The organism is Pantoea anthophila (assembly GCF_026104315.1).
In the GTDB taxonomy this organism is placed as follows: Bacteria; Pseudomonadota; Gammaproteobacteria; order Enterobacterales; family Enterobacteriaceae; genus Pantoea; species Pantoea anthophila.
The window spans coordinates 2,647,703-2,663,838 of the sequence record NZ_CP110473.1; the positions used below are offsets into that span (position 1 = coordinate 2,647,703).

The window sequence follows — 16,136 nt, forward strand, 5'->3', positions numbered from 1 at the left end:
CAGGGGTTCCATCCAGGCGGGCGCGATGCCCGCCTTTTTTTTGTCTTCCGCTACGTTCAGGAGCATAAGGTGATCGATTTACGCAGTGATACCGTGACCCGGCCCAGCGCCGCCATGCTGAACGCGATGATGTCTGCCGAAACCGGTGATGATGTCTACCGTGACGATCCGACCGTGAATGTGCTGGAGGCGGAGGCGGCACGACTCAGTGGCAAAGCCGCCGCGCTCTTTTTTCCGACCGGTACCCAGGCAAACCTGGTGGCGCTGCTGAGCCACTGTGAACGTGGCGATGAATATATCGTGGGTCAGCAGGCGCACAACTACAAATATGAGGCGGGTGGCGCGGCGGTGCTGGGCAGTATTCAGCCCCAGCCGGTGCTGGCCAGCGAGGACGGTACTCTGCCGCTCGATGTGGTGGCGGCCGCTATCAAGCCGGATGATATTCACTTTGCCCGCACCCGTCTGCTGAGTCTGGAGAACACCCATCACGGCAAAGTGCTGCCGCTGGCTTATCTGGAACAGGCCTGGACCTTTACCCGCGCGCATCAGCTGGCGCTGCACATTGATGGCGCACGGATCTTTAATGCGGTGGTGGCGCAGCAGACCACGCTGGCGGCGATTGCCCGCTACTGCGACAGTCTCACTATCTGTCTCTCAAAAGGTCTGGGGACACCGGTGGGGTCCCTGCTGTGCGGCGACACGGCGCTGATTGAGCGCGCATGTCGCTGGCGGAAAATGACCGGCGGCGGCATGCGTCAGGCGGGCATTCTGGCGGCAGCTGGCCTTTATGCGTTAGAACATAACGTGGCGCGGCTGCAGGAGGATCATGACAATGCGGCCTGGCTGGGTGAGCAGTTGCATGAGCTGGGTGTCAACGTCATTGAGCAGCAGACGAACATGCTGTTTGTTGCCGTGCCGGAGGCGCAGGTCAGGCCGCTGGGCGACTGGATGAAAGCGCGTGGGGTATTAATCAGCGCGGGCACCCGCACCCGTCTGGTCACCCATCTGGATACGGATCGTGCCGCGCTGGAACAGGTGGTCGCACACTGGAAGGCGTTTCTGCAGCAGTAACGGCTACTGCGCCGCGCCATAGCGTTCCAGCAGCGCGGCGGCTATCGCAGCCGTCTCAGCATCGGGCAGCCCACGATAATCTGCGGGCCGGAAATGCATCTGGAAGGCGGCAATCACCTTTTGCTGCTCACGCGCGCTCATCCCGTCACTCACCGGATAGCCGTAGCGGCTTAACAGGGTCAGAACCTGATCTGCGGGCACCGCCGCGTGCGGCGCCTTGCCAGCCAGCCAGAACTGCACCCGACGGCTATCCGGCCAGGCACCGAGTCCGCGCTGCGCCAGCTGTTGCCAGGGAAAGCACGGTCCCGGATCCTGCTTGCGCTGCGGCGCGATATCACTGTGGCCAACGATATTTTCCGGTGGGATCGCGTAACGCCGGGCAATATCCCGCAGCAGCGCCTCCAGCGCCGTCATCTGTGCAACCGTAAAGGGCTGCCATTCGAGACCGGTCGGCGTGCGACGATAGCCCCGGTTCACCAGTTCAATACCAATTGAGGTGTCATTGATACGGGTGGCCCCGCGCCAGAAGCTGGGCCCGGCGTGCCAGGCCAGCTGCTGCTCCGGCACCAGCTGCCAGATGATCCCTTTCCCGGCGCGCTGTGGCGGCTGACGGGGGATCAGATAGTGCGCGCTGACCTCCCGATCCGTCAGCGTTGCCAGCGACGACGAAAAGTCTTCGGCGGTGTAGTGGATCACGATCACCTTCACCCGTGGGCGCGCACCCTGTGCCGGATGCCGCAGGTCGGCCCAGTAGCCGTCGCGGGATTCTATGCCGGTCTGGCAGCCGGCCAGCAGCAGCGCCGTCAGCAGCAACAGCAGGCGTCTCAACGCAGGATCACCGCCGTGCCGGTGACGCTGACCATCAGCATGCTGCTCTCTTTGCCCACCGTTTCGTAATCAATGTCGATGCCGACCACAGCGTTGGCGCCCAGCGCTTTCGCCTGCGCTTCCAGCTCGTCAAAAGCGATCTCGCGCGCCTTGCGCAGCTCTTTCTCATAAGCACCGGAACGGCCACCGACCACGTCGCGGATCCCGGCAAAAAAATCACGGAAGATGTTGGCACCCAGAATCGCTTCACCGGTGACTACGCCGCAATAGTCGCTGATGCTGTGACCTTCCAGAGTTGGGGTAGTTGAAAATTTCATCGCATTCTCCTTGTTGAAAACCGGACTAAGGCTCTATCGACTAAAAAGCATGGCTATACTCTATGCTAAAAAGGCACCTTGCCAGAGAACCATAAGGAAATCGAGATGAGAAACAATGCGTTTGCGCTGATGATCCCGGCTGCCCTGTTGCTCAGCGCCTGTACCACCGTGGAGCCCGTGATTAAGGATAATGGGCCGCGAACCGCGCCCTGCATTGAGGGCGGTCCTGACCAGGTCGCTCAGCAGTTTTATGACCTGCGGATCGAACAGCCGGTGCCGGGACTGCCCGACAGCAACACGCTGGCGAAATACCGTCCCTACCTGAGCGACGCGCTTTATCGTTCGTTACAGGCGGCCAGCGGCAGCAACGCCGGTGCGCAGTGGCGCAATGGCGATATCTTCTCCAGCCTCTCGCAGGGTCCGACAGCCGCCAGCGTGGCCGATGCCTCAACGATTCCGAACCGCGATGCGCGCAACATACCGTTGCGGGTTGACCTGAGCCGTGACAACCGTCAGTGGCAGGATGAAGTGCTGATGATCCATCAGGGCAGCTGCTGGGTGGTGGATGACGTGCGCTACATGGGAAATCCTGCGCATGCCGACGGTGGCAGCCTGAGCCAGATGCTGGAAAAAACGCGAAAATAGATCAGACAGTCATGAGAAGCGCGGCCCATCCCACTGCCGCGCTTTTTTTATCTCTGCATCCTGGCCAGCCCCCCCCGGAGAGGGCATGATTTTGTGCTAAGCTTTTGCTGTTTACCCCCTGTTTTACAAATTTTAACCCGCCTGAATTGCATAACTATTCTGGTGACGTTAAAATCCGCGGCACTAATAGCTATTCAAATCTGGCGCATGAGTATTCAACTAAACGCAATAAACTGCTTCTACGGTGCTCATCAGGCGCTGTTCGACATCAACCTTGAGTGCCCTCAGGGCGAGACCCTGGTGCTGCTGGGCCCCAGCGGCGCGGGCAAGAGTTCCCTGCTGCGGGTCCTCAACCTGCTGGAGCAGCCGCGTTCAGGTCAGTTGCAGATTGCCGGTAATCAGTTCGACTTCAGTCAGAAGCCTTCCGATGCCGCGATTCGGGAGCTGCGTCAGAACGTGGGTATGGTCTTTCAGCAATATAATCTCTGGCCGCATCTCACCGTGCTGCAGAATCTGATGGAAGCGCCCTGCCGGGTGCTGGGGCTCAGCAAGAGCGATGCCCGCGCCCGCGCCGACCGGCTGCTTGACCGGCTGCGTCTGACTCCTTACAGCGACCGCTTTCCGCTCCACCTTTCCGGCGGTCAGCAGCAGCGCGTGGCGATTGCCCGTGCGCTGATGATGGAGCCGCAGGTACTGCTGTTCGATGAGCCAACCGCCGCGCTGGATCCCGAAATTACCGCACAGATTGTCTCAATTATTCGCGAACTGGCGCAGACCCGTATCACTCAGGTGATCGTGACCCATGAAGTGGAAGTGGCACGTAAAACCTCCAGCCGCGTGGTTTACATGGAGAACGGTCATATTGTGGAACAGGGCGATGCCAGCCGCTTTACACAGCCGCAAACCGAGGCGTTTGCTCACTATCTTTCGCACTAAGTCAGGATGCTAAAAATGAAAAAAATGGTACTTGCTGCACTGCTCGCTGGTTTTAGCCTGACCGCTACGGCGGCGCAGACGATTCGTTTTGCTACCGAAGCCTCCTATCCTCCGTTTGAGTTTGTGGATGCGGACAATAAGATTCAGGGCTTTGATGTCGATCTGGCCAATGCGCTCTGTAAAGAGATCGACGCAACCTGCACCTTTACCAATCAGGCGTTCGACAGCCTGATCCCAAGCCTGAAGTTCCGCCGCTTTGATGCGGTGATGGCCGGCATGGATATTACTCCGGAGCGTGAAAAGCAGGTCCTGTTCACCAAGCCTTACTATGACAACTCAGCGCTGTTTGTTGCCCAGAAAGGCAAAGTGGCCAGCGTTGAGGCGCTGAAAGGCAAGCGCGTAGGCGTTCAGAACGGCACCACCCATCAGAAGTACCTGACGGAAAAACACAGCGAAATTACCACTGTGCCTTACGACAGCTATCAGAATGCCGTTCTGGATCTGAAAAATGGCCGTATTGATGCCGTGTTCGGTGATACCGCCGTGGTCAACGAATGGCTGAAGCAGAACCCTGCGCTGGCGGCTGTCGGTGACAAAGTAACGGACAAAGCCTACTTTGGTACCGGCCTGGGCATCGCGGTGCGCACCGGTAACACCGAGCTGCAGAGCAAATTCAACGGCGCACTGGATAAGATCAAAGCTGACGGGACGTACAAAACCATCTACAGCAAATGGTTCCAGCAGTAATCTCTGATGAATGAAATGATGACCCTTGCAAGCGCCGCCGGTATGACCGTCGGCCTTGCCGTTTGTGCTCTCATCGCTGGCCTCGTGCTGGCGATGCTGTTTGCTGGCTGGGAGTCACTGCGCCTCAGACCGCTGGCGTGGATCGGCACCGGCCTGGTGACCCTGATTCGCGGCCTGCCGGAAATTCTGGTGGTGCTGTTTATCTATTTCGGTGCCTCTCAGCTGCTCCTGACCCTGTCCGACGGCTTCACGCTTAACTTCGGCCTGTTTCAGCTGCCGGTGCAGATGCAGATTGAGAACTTCGATGTCAGTCCGTTCCTGTGTGGCGTGATTGCGCTGGCGATGCTCTATGCCGCCTACGCCTCACAAACGCTGCGCGGCGCGCTGAAAGCGGTTCCGGTCGGCCAGTGGGAGTCGGGCCAGGCGCTGGGCATGAAAAAATCGGCCATTTTTTTGCGGCTGATTATGCCGCAGATGTGGCGTCACGCCCTGCCCGGTCTGGGGAATCAGTGGCTGGTTCTGCTGAAAGATACCGCCCTGGTTTCGCTGATCAGCGTTAACGATCTGATGCTGCAGACCAAAAGTATCGCTACCCGCACCCAGGAGCCCTTTACCTGGTTCCTTGTGGCGGCGGCAATCTATTTAGTGATTACGCTGTTCAGCCAGGCGGTACTGCGCCGCATCGAACTGCGCACTACCCGCTTTGAACGGGGGAACAGCTAATGCTGGCCTACCTGCCTGAACTCCTGAAAGGGCTGCACACCAGTCTGACGCTCACCGCGGCCTCGCTGATCCTGGCCCTGCTGCTTGCGCTGCTCTTCACCGTGGTGCTGTCACTGAAAACCCCGCTGTTTTCGCCGCTGGTAAAAGGATTTATTACGCTGTTTACCGGCACCCCGCTGCTGGTGCAGATCTTCCTGATCTACTACGGGCCGGGACAGTTTCCCTCGCTTCAGCAGATCCCCTGGCTGTGGCATTTACTCTCACAGCCCTGGCTCTGCGCGATGCTGGCCCTGTCGCTGAACAGCGCAGCCTATACCACCCAGCTCTTCTACGGTGCCGTGCGAGCGATCCCTGCCGGGCAGTGGCAGTCGTGTGCGGCGCTTGGCATGCGCCGAAAAGATACCCTGCGTATTCTTCTGCCTTATGCATTTAAACGCGCCCTCTCCTCCTACTCCAATGAGGTGGTGCTGGTCTTCAAGGGCACCTCACTGGCCTACACCATCACCCTGATGGAAGTGATGGGCCACGGTCAGCTGCTCTATGGCCGGACCTATGACGTCACCGTCTATGCCGCAGCCGGCCTGATTTATCTCTGCGTGAACGGTCTGCTGACGCTGATGATGCGACTGATCGAAAGGCGTGCGCTGGCCTTTGAAAGGCGCAACTGATCCCCGGGCGAGCTCGCTCGCCCTTCCCGCCTGGAAAATCACAATAATTGCATAATAATTCAATCTGTGGCAGGGTATCGCCTTCTCTGGCTGACCACAACACAGGATTTTTACAATGAAAAAATGGATTATTGCCGCGGCGCTGGCGTCACTGGCGATTACCGCTCAGGCAGCGGAAAAAATTCGCTTCGCCGCTTCCGCCACCTATCCGCCGTTTGAATCTCTCGACGGGGAAAATAACCTGGTCGGTTTTGATATCGATCTGGCTAAAGCGCTCTGTCAGCAGATGAAAGCGGAGTGTACGTTTACCAATAACGCCTTCGACAGCCTGATCCCTTCCCTGAAGTTCCGCCGCTATGACGCGGTCATCTCCGGCATGGATATCACCGCAGAGCGCAGCAAACAGGTCGATTTTACCCAGCCTTACTATGCGAACTCAGCGATCGTGATCGCCCGTAAAGGCCAGTTCAGTCAATTCAGCGACCTGAAAGGCAAGCGCATCGGCGTGGAAAACGGCACCACGCACCAGAAGTACCTGCAGGAAAAACATCCGGAAGTGAAAGTGGTGGCCTATGACAGCTACCAGAATGCGATTCTCGACATGAAGAGTGGCCGGCTGGATGGGGTATTTGGCGACAGCGCGGTGGTGAATCAGTGGCTGAAGAGCAATCCGGAGCTGGCTACGGTCGGTGAGCATGTGACCGACACGGACTACTTTGGCACCGGCCTTGGCATTGCCGTGCGTAAGGGCAATACGGCGCTGCGCGATGAGTTTAACCAGGCGCTCGCCGCGCTGAAAGCCAACGGCAGCTGGCAGCAGCTCAATCAGAAGTGGTTCCCGGAGTAAGCCTCCCGATCGCAGCGCCCGCCTCCGCGATCTACGGCTGCTGGCGGCGGGTTAACAGCGTCAGCACCTCAAAATGGGCGGTATGAGGAAACATATCGAAGAGCTGCACCTTCGTGATCTCATACGCGCTCAGTCGGGCGATATCCTGCGCCATGGTCTGCGGATTACAGCTTGAGTAGAGCAGATAATCGGGTGCCATCTGGCTCAGATAGTCACACAGCGCCTCGCCAATCCCGCGACGGGGCGGATTGACCAGCACCAGCTGCGGCACCGCGTCCCGCCCGGTGGCAAACGCCGTCGAATCCAGCGCCGCAAACTGCACCTTCTCCAGCCCCAGCATTGCGGCGGAGCGCTGAGCGCAGGCAATCGCCTCGGCGCTGATCTCAATCCCGGTCAGCTGCATCGCCGGTGTCGCACAGTGCAGACCGAAACCGCCCACGCCGCAGAAGAGATCCCACATGCTGTTGACCGGCAGTGCGCGGACCCAGTCGCGGGCAGTGGCATAAAGCGTGCTGGCAACCTGCGGGTTGGTCTGAAAGAAACTCTGCGGACGGATCCAGAGCGGCACGCCATTAAAGTTCTCCGCCAGCGACTGATCCGGCGTCAGCGCTATCTCCTCATCGCCCTCCAGAATCGCCATATGTACCGGCTGAATGTTGGCAGAGATGACCGTCAACTGTGGCAGCTGCTGTTGCAGCCACGGCAACGCCGCGCGCAGCTGTTCCAGCTTCGCCGTCGATCGCAGGACAAAGCGCAGCATCATACCGCCCTGCTGACTTTCGGTAATCAGCAGGAACTTCAGTTCTCCACGCTTGCGCGCCACGTTATAGGGCGTCAGCCCGGCACGCGCGATAAAAGGTTTCAGTGCGGCAAAGACGGGCTGAAAACGGTCCGGATAGAGCGGGCACGCACACAGATCGACCGCCTCCCCCTCCCGGGACAACAGCCCCAGCACCGGACGCTCAACGCTGCCGCTGACGACCATTTTCGCTTTATTACGGAACGCCTGCTGCGGTGATACCACCGGCGGCAACCAGGCCGCGACCGGCTGTTCAGCCAGCAGCTGTTCCAGCAGTGACTGTTTGTCGCTGAGCTGAGTGGAATAGGTTTTGTCGAGCCACTGACAGGAGCGGCAACGGTTGGCGTCATAAAGCGCGCAGTGCATGGTAAAGCCTTAACGATCGGGTCGGGCGGAGCGCGATTGTATCACCGCTTTCTGAAAAAAGCGCGGCTGCTGGCAGGCAGAAACAGCAGCATCAGCACCAGCAGATCGGGGATTTTCTGCGTCAGGGTGTGGTGAATAATCTGGACATTGTTGTCGCCGTCGATACTGAAAATCTCAGGGTAGATCCAGCCCAGCGAGGCCACCAGCATGTAGCCCAGTACGAGCACCTGGGTCGCCACATAGCCCCAGCGTCCGGCATTACTGCCGCGCATCAGGGTAAAGGCGCAGCGCAGTTCAAACAGGAAGATCAGCTGGCTGGCGATAAAGATAAGCGTAGAGTCCCAGGACTGAGCACTGCGGTGAACAAAGTTGGCGATTTCGCTGTAGCCCAGCTCATTGGCCAGCATCAGGACGCTCAGGCAGCGGGTGGCAATGATGGCAATGCCCGCCACACTGACCGGCACCGGCGCATCGGAAAGCGTGGCACTGCTTTTAAAGATTTCTGACATAGTCCGTGGCTCCACCCGATCGAAAAACGGGCCGGTTAAACCGGCCCGTTCATATAGTGGCAAAGGTTAACGATTTCAGCCACGTTTAGCTTTCTGAATATCGCTTAAACGCTGTTTTTCTTCGTTCGCCATTACCCGCCAGGCGATAAAACCCACTAAACCGACCACAAACAGAATCAGCGACGCCAGCGCGTTGATTTCCGGATTCACGCCGCGCCGCACGGTGGCAAAGATCGCCATGGGCAGCGTGGTGGCACCGGGCCCGGTGACAAAGCTGGCGATCACCAGATCGTCGAGTGACAGGGTAAACGCCAGCAGCCAGCCGGTCACGATAGCCGGCGCAATCATCGGCACGGTAATCACGAAGAAGACCTTCAGCGGCGTGGCGCCTAAGTCCATCGCCGCCTCTTCAATCGAGCGGTCCAGTTCACGCAGACGCGAGTTGATCACCACCGCCACATAGGCGGTACAGAAGGTCACGTGTGCCAGCCAGATGGTGAGCATGCCGCGTTCGCTGGGCCAGCCAAAGGCGTTGCCCATCGCCACAAACAGCAGCAGCAGCGACAGTCCGGTGATTACGTCGGGCATTACCAGCGGCGCGGTGAGCATAAAGGCAAACCCGTTATGTCCGCGGAACCGCCCGAAGCGCACGATGATGACCGCCGCCAGCGTGCCCAGCACCACAGCCATGGTGGCGGAAAGCCCGGCAATGCTCAGACTCAGCAGCACCGCATCGATCATCGCGCTGTCCTGGAAAAGCACCTTGTACCAGTGGAAAGAGAAATTCTCCCACACCGTCACCAGCGGTGAGCTGTTAAAGGAGTAAACCACCAGCAGCAGCATCGGCGCATAGAGGAACAGGAAACAGCAGACCAGAATACCGGTTCGCCAGGGTGAGCGAATGGTGGGCAGATTATTCATGCCTTCTCTCCCATTTCACGGTTTTGATGCTTATGGAACCAGATGATCGGCAGAATCAGGATCAGCAGGATAATCACCGCCAGCGCAGAGGCCACCGGCCAGTCACGGTTATTGAAGAACTCCTGCCACAGAATACGGCCAATCATGATGCTGTCCGGCCCGCCCAGCAGTTCAGGAATCACATACTCCCCGACCGCCGGGATAAAGACCAGCATCGATCCGGCGATAATGCCGCCTTTAGTCAGCGGCACGATGACGCTGAAAAAGGTTTTAAGCGGACGCGCCCCCAGGTCCAGTGACGCTTCCACCAGCGAGTAGTCGATACGGGTCAGCGCGGTGTAGATCGGCAGCACCATAAACGGCAGATAGCAGTAGACGATACCGATATAGACGGCGGTGTTGGTATAGAGGATCACCAGCGGATGATCGATCACGCCGAGCCACATCAGGAAGCGGTTGAGAATCCCATTATTGTTCAGCAGCCCCATCCAGGCGTAAACGCGCACCAGAAAGGAGGTCCACGACGGCAGGATGACCAGCAACAGCAGAATCGTGCGCATCGACGGCTTGCTGTGTGCAACAGCCCAGGCGAGCGGATAACCAATCAGCAGACAGATGACCGTCGAAATCGCCGCTACCTTCAGGGACTGCAGATAGGCGTCGATGTAGAGCGGGTCGTCGGTCAGCGTCAGGTAGTTGCCAAAGTTGAGTACAATGCTGAACTGATCGTCCGCCCAGCTCACCAGCTCGGTGTAAGGGGGGATCGCCCGCGCGATGTCCGCGAAGCTGATCTTCAGCACCGTCAGAAAGGGCAGCAGAAACAGCAGCACCAGCCACAGGTAAGGCAGCGCAATGACCAGCTTGCGGCCATGCTGCATTTTGACCCGGGTGGCCCAGCGTTGCAGCGGCGTGCCGACCAGCCGGGCGGGCGCTTTGGCGCGTTGGAAAATCTGGCTCATAGCCGCTCCTTAAACCGTCAACACCACGCAGCTGTCGCTTTCCCAGCAGAGGCGGACTTCGTCACCCCAGGTGGGCAGCCCTTTGCGGTAGCGATGCGCGTTCTGCAACTGTGCACTGATCATCTGTCCGCTATGCAGACGGACGTGGAAGATAGAGAGGTCGCCAAGATAGGCGATGTGAACCACCTCACCCACCGCAAAGTTGCAGCCATCGGCAGGCACCTCATCGCACAGCATCACTTTTTCCGGACGCAGCGCGACATGAACCGGGACGTTATCCACCACCGAGACATCGGAGTCGACTTTTAACGGATGCATCAGACCGGGGCTGTCGATCACCAGGCCGTCCGCCTGACGTTCACGCAGCAAGCCTTCGAAGACGTTAACCGAACCGATAAACTCGGCGCTGTAGCGGCTGGTTGGATGCTCATAGATCTCTTCCGGCTCACCGATCTGCACGAACTTGCCGCGATTCATGATCGCGATACGGCCGGCCATGGTCATCGCCTCTTCCTGGTCGTGCGTCACCATCACGCAGGTCGCACCAACCCGCTCCAGAATATCGACCACCTCCAGCTGCATCCTGTCACGCAGCTTCTTATCCAGCGCGCCCATCGGCTCATCCAGCAGCAGCAGTTTAGGCCGCTTCGCCAGGCTGCGTGCCAGCGCAACACGCTGACGCTGCCCGCCGGAGAGCTGGTGCGGTTTGCGTCTGGCAAACTCCTGCATGTGCACCAGCGACAGCATCTCGGCGACCCGGCTGGCGATCTCCCCTTTCGGCAGGCGATCCTGCTTCAGGCCAAAGGCGATGTTCTGCTCCACCGTCATGTGCGGGAACAGCGCATAGGACTGGAACATCATATTGATCGGGCGCTGATAGGGGGCCACGTGCGACAGATCCTGACCATCCAGCACAATCTGGCCGCTGGTCGGTGGCTCAAATCCGGCCAGCATCCGCAGCAGCGTTGATTTGCCGCAGCCTGACGCGCCCAGCAGCGCAAAAATTTCACCTTTGTAAATGGTCAGACTGACATCATCCACGGCGTGCTGGCCGTCAAAGGATTTGGTCAGATTGCGAATCTCCAGCAGCGGCGTTAACGCCTTTGCGGTTTTATTTTGAGGACGGGGAATGGCATCGTTCACTACTATCTCTCTCCGGAGCCAGGCGGAACATCGCGGCAAAATCCGCCGCTAAAATGGCACAACAGAGGCCGACACTGCGCCTCTGTTGCTGTTACGTGACAGGTCAATCCGTTCGGGACGAACTACTTACCACTTTTTACTTTAGTCCATGCACGCGTACGCACACGATCCAGTTTCGGATCCTGGACTTTCAGCACAAACAATTTCGACATCGCTTCCGGCGTCGGGAAGATACCCGGGTTGTTACGGATGTCGGCATTGATCAGCGGCAGTGACGCTTTGTTGCCGTTGGCATAGTTCATTTTATTGGAGACATCAGCGATCACTTTCGGATCCATGATGTAGTTCAGCCAGGCATAGGCGCCGTCGATGTTTTTCGCATCTTTCGGAATCGCCATCATGTCGAAGAAGGCCAGTGCCCCCTCTTTCGGCACGCTGTAGCCCAGGTGCACACCATTTTTCGCTGCATCCGCACGGTTTTTCGCCTGCAGGATGTCACCTGACCAGCCGATCGCCACGCAGATATTGCCGTTGGCCAGATCGTTGATGTACTGAGACGAGTGGAAATAGCGGATATTCGGACGCAGCTTCAGCAGCAGGTCTGTCGCCGCACCGGAATAATCTTTGGCATCCGAAGAGTTAGGATCCTTGCCCAGATAGTTCAGCACGGTAGCGAAAATCTCTTCCGGCGCATCCAGGAATGAGACACCACAGCTTTTCAGCTTCTCAAGGTTTTCCGGCTTCATCACCAGGTCCCAGCTGTTGAGCGGCGCATCGGTTCCCAGCGCGGCCTTCACCTTGTCGACGTTATAGCCGATGCCGGTGGTGCCCCACAGGTAAGGAATCGCATATTTGTTACCCGGATCGTGCTGCGCCACTTTTTCCATCAGCGCCGGATCGAGGTTTTTGTAGTTCGGCAGTTTGCTCTTATCCAGCGGCTGGAATACCCCGGACTGAAGCTGACGCGCCAGGAAGCTGGAGGATGGCACCACGACATCGTAGCCGGTACTGCCCGCCATCAGTTTGCCTTCCAGCACTTCGTTGGAGTCAAAGACATCGTAGACAACCTTGATGCCGGACTGCTTTTCAAAGTTCGGCACGGTATCTGGCGAAATATAATCGGACCAGTTGTAGACGTGCAGCGTTTTATCTTCCGCCATGCTGCTGGCCGACGCGACCATCAGCGAAGCCGCTACCACAGCTGACAGCCATTTCTGACGTGAGTTGAACATGTTTTCCATCCTCCTGAGCGGGTCATAACAACGCTGCAAACCTGAGATCCCTGCATTGCGTTCTGTACAGGACGTCAGTGACACAATGAATCATTATTCAGCGGGAGTTTAATAGCAAAATCCTATATCTGAAGCGCAGTTACGCGCCTGTTACAGCCCCGCAAGCATAGCCCCCCTGCTCATGCTGCACCAGACCCCAGCGTAAAAAACGCCTGAAACCGATATTTTATGCATGTTTGAGCTATGAGGTTCGGCTTTGATGGCATAAACGACGACAGATATCTGGCATTAAAGGGCAAAATGCAGAATAAAAAAAGGTGGCGGCAGGCGGCGGGTATAAAAAAGCCGTCTCAGGGACGGCTTAGTCTGGAGGGGTCGGGCTAGTGCAGCACCGAATGCACGCTGGAGACCGCAACGTGCTCTTCTTCCTCGCCGACAATCAGCAGATTGTTAGCAAAGGCTTCCAGGATCACCATCGAGATCTGCTCTTCGCTCTGTTTCATAAAGTGCGAGAACTGACCAAAGGTTAATCCGGCGGTGGTCGTCATTGACTGGCAGACAATCAGCTTCGGCAGATTGTCATCCTGAATGTCGATAAACGCTTTTACCGTCAGCGAACTGGCGTTGATCTGCGACAGATCGCCGACCAGCGGAATCAGCGCCGTGGGCTTTACTTCCGCCAGCGCCGAGAACAGGATGACGTTGTCGACCAGATCGATTTTGGCGTCAAACACCCCATCAAAGTTTTGCATGTGCGGCAGATGAAGTGCCTGACAGGCATCGCATTCGAACCAGGTGATATTTTGCTGATCCAGCCAGCGACGCAACAGGTCGATATCCGGAACGACAAGAGAATCCATCGTAAAATCCCAGTGGGGTGATAAACAGGCGACTTAGCTTACGGAAAAACGGGCGACGATGCCACGAAAACTGCTGAAAAGCGCGTTTCAGCCTGCGGTTTTAGGACGGAGCCCGGGGATGGTTTGCTGTTCAATCCGCGCGATCATCAGCGCGGCGAGGTTCAGTTCACTGCAGGTTTCAATGCCTTCCAGACCGGGGGAAGCGTTAACCTCCATCACCAGCGGACCGCGATGCGCGCGCAGAATATCGACACCCGCAACCTCCAGCCCAAGCGTAGCGGCGGCTTTCACCGCAATTTCCCGCTCCTGAGGGGTTATCTCCACCGGGCAGGCTTTGCCGCCGCGATGCAGATTGGAGCGAAAATCGCCCTCTTTCGCTACCCGCTCAATCGCCGCCACCACCTGATTGCCGATGACCAGACAGCGCACATCGCGCCCCCGGGCCTCTTTGATAAACTCCTGCACCAGGATATGGGCGTTGAGGCCGCGAAAGGCATCGATAACGCTTTCAGCCGCCTGCCGCGTTTCCGCCAGCACCACACCGATACCCTGCGTGCCCTCCACCAGCTTCACCACCAGCGGCGCGCCGCCCACCATGGCGATCAGATCGTCGGTGTCATCGGGTGAGGAGGCAAAGCCGGTAACCGGCATGTCGATGCCCTCCTGCGCCAGCAGCTGGAGCGAGCGTAATTTGTCGCGGGTGCGGGTAATCGCGGCGGAGGCATTGAGCGTGTAACTGCCGCACATCTCAAACTGTCGCAGCACCGCCGTTCCGTAAAAGGTGATGGCGTTGCCGATGCGCGGGATCACCGCATCAAAATGGCCCAGCGGTTCACCGCAATAGTGAACCGCCGGAGAGGCCGGATTGATATTCATGTAGCAGGAGAGCGGATCGATGATTTGCACCTCATGACCGCGAGCTATCGCTTCATCCTGCAGCCGGCGACTGGAGTAAAGCGTGGCATCACGGGACAAAATGGCGATTTTCATCTCTGCTCTCCGCTCCTGGCTTAGCGTGTTGCCCAGCCCTGCTGATGCAGATAATCCAGCATAAACGGGCGTGTCTCTTTGATGATCAGACGCTGAATCAGCTCACTCCAGGTTTCGCTACGCTGGTTGCTGTCTCGCTGCTGATAATAGAGTTCAGTGCGGCTATCGTATTCGGCCAGCACGTTTTTATCCAGTGGCTGATAGCGGTTTTCATGCACCAGCATGGCGTGTGGCATGCGCGGTTTCACGTCCGGTTTTGACTCCGGATGACCCAGGCAGAAACCAAAGAGCGGCAGCACAAATTTCGGCAGGCCCAGCAGTTCGGTCACTTCTGCGATGTTGTTACGGATCCCGCCGATAAAGACGCCGCCCAGCTCCAGCGACTCTGCGGCCACCATTGCATTCTGCGCCATCAGCGCGGTGTCGACGCAGCCCAGCAGCAGCTGCTCGGCACGACCCAGCTGCGCATCCGGGCAAATCTGCAGATGACGATTGAAGTCAGCGCAGAAGACCCAGAATTCGGCAGCCTCTCCGACCCAGGTTTGTCCGCCCGTCAGCGTGACCAGCTTGTCGCGCAGCGCTTTGTCGGTGATGCGCACAATGGAGGAGCATTGCAGAAAACTGGATGTGGACGCCGATTGCGCCGCAGTAATAATCGCTTCGCGCTGCGCTTCACTGACCGGCTGGTCGGTAAAGGCGCGGATTGAACGGTGGCTGCACAGTAAATCAATGGTCGGTGTCATAAAGTCTCCAGCAACATTATTTTCTTTTATCGGTTTGGTTAAACAGCTGTGGGGCTATCGCTTTTGCGGTGCGCCACATCAACAGCCAGGCGGCGGGCAGCATCAGCACGATCCCGGCGATAAACAGCAGCGTGGCCAGCGTTTTTGGCTCAGCCAGACCTGGCACAGGCAGCCAGTGGTTTATCAGCAGCAGCGCCCCCAGAATTAACAGGCCGCCAGCCGCCTCCATCACCACCACAAACCGCGGTAATCTGGCTACACTCTGCATCACACTCTCCTGCCTTCACGGGCTACTGAGGGTCAATTATGGTCAACAACCCAAAATTTGCGCGGGCTGTGGCCGCCGCACCGGCAAAAAAGCCTCTGTTTCAGACGCTTCCTGACGCTTAACATAGCGTGCGGGCATCAGACTAACAGGCAAATCCTGCTTTCTTTAAGCGATATGAGCGGGCATCATGGTTGCCATTCTCTGTTTAGTTGTGTGACGTACATCACACAACAGTCGCTGCAAGGAGTTTTCTATGATTGCTGTTATTTTTGGTCGTCCAGGCTGTCCCTACTGTGTTCGCGCTCATGAACTGGCTGATAAGCTGACTGCCGAGCGGGATGATTTTAGCTATCAGTATGTCGATATTCAGGCGGAAGGCATCACTAAAGCCGATCTGGAAGCGAGTGCGGGCAAACCGGTTTCTACCGTGCCGCAGATCTTTGTGGATGAAAAACATATCGGTGGTTACACCGAGTTTGCGGCCTGGACCAAAGAGAATCTGGGATTTGCCGCATAAGGCGGAAAGCCTCGATAAAAAAGGCGAGACACTAATGTCTCGCCTTT

General features: G+C 57.7%; 20 protein-coding genes. 8 read left to right on the plus strand and 12 right to left on the minus strand.

Annotated features, from left to right (window positions below):
• Positions 1–69: 69 nt before the first annotated feature.
• On the plus strand, positions 70–1,071 hold the full coding sequence (gene ltaE / locus OJ965_RS14815; RefSeq protein WP_265136672.1) for a low-specificity L-threonine aldolase: 1,002 nt from the start codon (positions 70–72) through the stop codon (positions 1,069–1,071).
• A gap of 3 nt (positions 1,072–1,074) precedes the next feature.
• Here ltaE and OJ965_RS14820 read toward each other — a convergent pair whose 3' ends face one another.
• A complete protein-coding gene (locus tag OJ965_RS14820) occupies positions 1,075–1,899 on the minus strand; it encodes an N-acetylmuramoyl-L-alanine amidase (protein WP_046101509.1) in 825 nt (274 codons plus the stop codon).
• Positions 1,896–2,216: a heavy metal-binding domain-containing protein gene (locus OJ965_RS14825; RefSeq protein WP_009091154.1), complete on the minus strand. Its 321-nt coding sequence runs from the start codon at positions 2,214–2,216 to the stop codon at positions 1,896–1,898. The genes OJ965_RS14820 and OJ965_RS14825 overlap by 4 nt, the downstream gene beginning before the upstream one ends.
• Positions 2,217–2,321: 105 nt before the next feature.
• Here OJ965_RS14825 and OJ965_RS14830 point away from each other — a divergent pair, with 105 nt between their 5' ends.
• The 6 genes from OJ965_RS14830 (at position 2,322) to OJ965_RS14855 (ending at position 6,782) form a co-directional block, all read left to right on the plus strand.
• Entirely contained in the window at positions 2,322–2,861 is a 540-nt protein-coding gene (locus OJ965_RS14830) for a lipoprotein (RefSeq protein WP_140924458.1), read from the plus strand.
• A 207-nt stretch (positions 2,862–3,068) separates the two neighbouring features.
• On the plus strand, positions 3,069–3,797 hold the full coding sequence (gene artP / locus OJ965_RS14835; RefSeq protein ID WP_265136679.1) for an arginine ABC transporter ATP-binding protein ArtP: 729 nt from the start codon (positions 3,069–3,071) through the stop codon (positions 3,795–3,797).
• 15 nt (positions 3,798–3,812) lie between these two features.
• Positions 3,813–4,544 carry an arginine ABC transporter substrate-binding protein gene (artJ, locus tag OJ965_RS14840; RefSeq protein ID WP_009091160.1) on the plus strand — a complete coding sequence of 244 codons (732 nt, stop codon included), beginning with the start codon at positions 3,813–3,815 and terminating at the stop codon, positions 4,542–4,544.
• Between the two features lie 6 nt (positions 4,545–4,550).
• Positions 4,551–5,267: an arginine ABC transporter permease ArtQ gene (gene artQ, locus OJ965_RS14845; RefSeq protein ID WP_009091162.1), complete on the plus strand. Its 717-nt coding sequence runs from the start codon at positions 4,551–4,553 to the stop codon at positions 5,265–5,267.
• Positions 5,267–5,935, plus strand: coding sequence for an arginine ABC transporter permease ArtM (gene artM / locus OJ965_RS14850; protein WP_009091164.1), 669 nt, complete (start codon positions 5,267–5,269; stop codon positions 5,933–5,935). Before artQ ends, artM begins: the two co-directional genes overlap by 1 nt.
• Positions 5,936–6,050: 115 nt before the next feature.
• On the plus strand, positions 6,051–6,782 hold the full coding sequence (locus OJ965_RS14855; RefSeq protein WP_140028283.1) for an arginine ABC transporter substrate-binding protein: 732 nt from the start codon (positions 6,051–6,053) through the stop codon (positions 6,780–6,782).
• Between the two features lie 31 nt (positions 6,783–6,813).
• On the opposite strand, the gene rlmC is transcribed toward OJ965_RS14855, so the two are convergent.
• From rlmC to OJ965_RS14905, 10 genes are all read right to left on the minus strand, one after another.
• Positions 6,814–7,947 (minus strand): 23S rRNA (uracil(747)-C(5))-methyltransferase RlmC, encoded by a 1,134-nt coding sequence (gene rlmC, locus OJ965_RS14860; protein ID WP_265136685.1) that lies wholly within the window; start codon positions 7,945–7,947, stop codon positions 6,814–6,816.
• A gap of 41 nt (positions 7,948–7,988) precedes the next feature.
• Positions 7,989–8,456 (minus strand): YbjO family protein, encoded by a 468-nt coding sequence (locus OJ965_RS14865; RefSeq protein ID WP_009091170.1) that lies wholly within the window; start codon positions 8,454–8,456, stop codon positions 7,989–7,991.
• A 75-nt stretch (positions 8,457–8,531) separates the two neighbouring features.
• Complete coding sequence (gene potI / locus OJ965_RS14870; RefSeq protein WP_111207963.1) at positions 8,532–9,377, minus strand: putrescine ABC transporter permease PotI; 846 nt, start codon at positions 9,375–9,377, stop codon at positions 8,532–8,534.
• On the minus strand, positions 9,374–10,336 hold the full coding sequence (gene potH / locus OJ965_RS14875; protein ID WP_009091174.1) for a putrescine ABC transporter permease PotH: 963 nt from the start codon (positions 10,334–10,336) through the stop codon (positions 9,374–9,376). Before potH ends, potI begins: the two co-directional genes overlap by 4 nt.
• A 9-nt stretch (positions 10,337–10,345) precedes the next feature.
• Positions 10,346–11,479 carry a putrescine ABC transporter ATP-binding subunit PotG gene (gene potG / locus OJ965_RS14880; RefSeq protein WP_009091176.1) on the minus strand — a complete coding sequence of 378 codons (1,134 nt, stop codon included), beginning with the start codon at positions 11,477–11,479 and terminating at the stop codon, positions 10,346–10,348.
• A 122-nt stretch (positions 11,480–11,601) separates the two neighbouring features.
• Positions 11,602–12,711, minus strand: a complete 1,110-nt coding sequence (gene potF, locus OJ965_RS14885; protein ID WP_009091178.1) for a spermidine/putrescine ABC transporter substrate-binding protein PotF — start codon at positions 12,709–12,711, stop codon at positions 11,602–11,604.
• A gap of 380 nt (positions 12,712–13,091) precedes the next feature.
• On the minus strand, positions 13,092–13,571 hold the full coding sequence (locus OJ965_RS14890) for a YbjN domain-containing protein (protein WP_009091179.1): 480 nt from the start codon (positions 13,569–13,571) through the stop codon (positions 13,092–13,094).
• 87 nt (positions 13,572–13,658) lie between these two features.
• The gene (rimK, locus tag OJ965_RS14895; protein WP_046101504.1) at positions 13,659–14,561 is read right to left on the minus strand and encodes a 30S ribosomal protein S6--L-glutamate ligase; all 903 of its coding nucleotides are present in this window, start codon (positions 14,559–14,561) and stop codon (positions 13,659–13,661) included.
• Positions 14,562–14,581: 20 nt separating this feature from the next.
• Entirely contained in the window at positions 14,582–15,304 is a 723-nt protein-coding gene (nfsA, locus tag OJ965_RS14900) for an oxygen-insensitive NADPH nitroreductase (RefSeq protein WP_009091183.1), read from the minus strand.
• 16 nt (positions 15,305–15,320) lie between these two features.
• Positions 15,321–15,572 carry a DUF1418 family protein gene (locus OJ965_RS14905; RefSeq protein WP_009091185.1) on the minus strand — a complete coding sequence of 84 codons (252 nt, stop codon included), beginning with the start codon at positions 15,570–15,572 and terminating at the stop codon, positions 15,321–15,323.
• Between the two features lie 253 nt (positions 15,573–15,825).
• Between OJ965_RS14905 and OJ965_RS14910 the strand changes: the two genes are divergently transcribed.
• Positions 15,826–16,089, plus strand: a complete 264-nt coding sequence (locus OJ965_RS14910; RefSeq protein WP_046101502.1) for a GrxA family glutaredoxin — start codon at positions 15,826–15,828, stop codon at positions 16,087–16,089.
• Positions 16,090–16,136 lie beyond the last annotated feature (47 nt).

What these genes read in the sequence shown, in the direction of transcription:
- rlmC (WP_265136685.1), bottom strand. Translation starts at nt 7,947, where the DNA reads ATGCACTGCGCGCTTTATGACGCCAACCGTTGCCGCTCCTGTCAGTGG.
- rimK (WP_046101504.1), bottom strand. Translation starts at nt 14,561, where the DNA reads ATGAAAATCGCCATTTTGTCCCGTGATGCCACGCTTTACTCCAGTCGC.
- potH (WP_009091174.1), bottom strand. Translation starts at nt 10,336, where the DNA reads ATGAGCCAGATTTTCCAACGCGCCAAAGCGCCCGCCCGGCTGGTCGGC.
- OJ965_RS14855 (WP_140028283.1), top strand. Translation starts at nt 6,051, where the DNA reads ATGAAAAAATGGATTATTGCCGCGGCGCTGGCGTCACTGGCGATTACC.
- artP (WP_265136679.1), top strand. Translation starts at nt 3,069, where the DNA reads ATGAGTATTCAACTAAACGCAATAAACTGCTTCTACGGTGCTCATCAG.
- nfsA (WP_009091183.1), bottom strand. Translation starts at nt 15,304, where the DNA reads ATGACACCGACCATTGATTTACTGTGCAGCCACCGTTCAATCCGCGCC.
- OJ965_RS14865 (WP_009091170.1), bottom strand. Translation starts at nt 8,456, where the DNA reads ATGTCAGAAATCTTTAAAAGCAGTGCCACGCTTTCCGATGCGCCGGTG.
- artJ (WP_009091160.1), top strand. Translation starts at nt 3,813, where the DNA reads ATGAAAAAAATGGTACTTGCTGCACTGCTCGCTGGTTTTAGCCTGACC.
- artQ (WP_009091162.1), top strand. Translation starts at nt 4,551, where the DNA reads ATGAATGAAATGATGACCCTTGCAAGCGCCGCCGGTATGACCGTCGGC.
- OJ965_RS14910 (WP_046101502.1), top strand. Translation starts at nt 15,826, where the DNA reads ATGATTGCTGTTATTTTTGGTCGTCCAGGCTGTCCCTACTGTGTTCGC.
- OJ965_RS14830 (WP_140924458.1), top strand. Translation starts at nt 2,322, where the DNA reads ATGAGAAACAATGCGTTTGCGCTGATGATCCCGGCTGCCCTGTTGCTC.
- OJ965_RS14905 (WP_009091185.1), bottom strand. Translation starts at nt 15,572, where the DNA reads ATGCAGAGTGTAGCCAGATTACCGCGGTTTGTGGTGGTGATGGAGGCG.
- OJ965_RS14890 (WP_009091179.1), bottom strand. Translation starts at nt 13,571, where the DNA reads ATGGATTCTCTTGTCGTTCCGGATATCGACCTGTTGCGTCGCTGGCTG.
- potI (WP_111207963.1), bottom strand. Translation starts at nt 9,377, where the DNA reads ATGAATAATCTGCCCACCATTCGCTCACCCTGGCGAACCGGTATTCTG.
- OJ965_RS14825 (WP_009091154.1), bottom strand. Translation starts at nt 2,216, where the DNA reads ATGAAATTTTCAACTACCCCAACTCTGGAAGGTCACAGCATCAGCGAC.
- artM (WP_009091164.1), top strand. Translation starts at nt 5,267, where the DNA reads ATGCTGGCCTACCTGCCTGAACTCCTGAAAGGGCTGCACACCAGTCTG.
- potF (WP_009091178.1), bottom strand. Translation starts at nt 12,711, where the DNA reads ATGTTCAACTCACGTCAGAAATGGCTGTCAGCTGTGGTAGCGGCTTCG.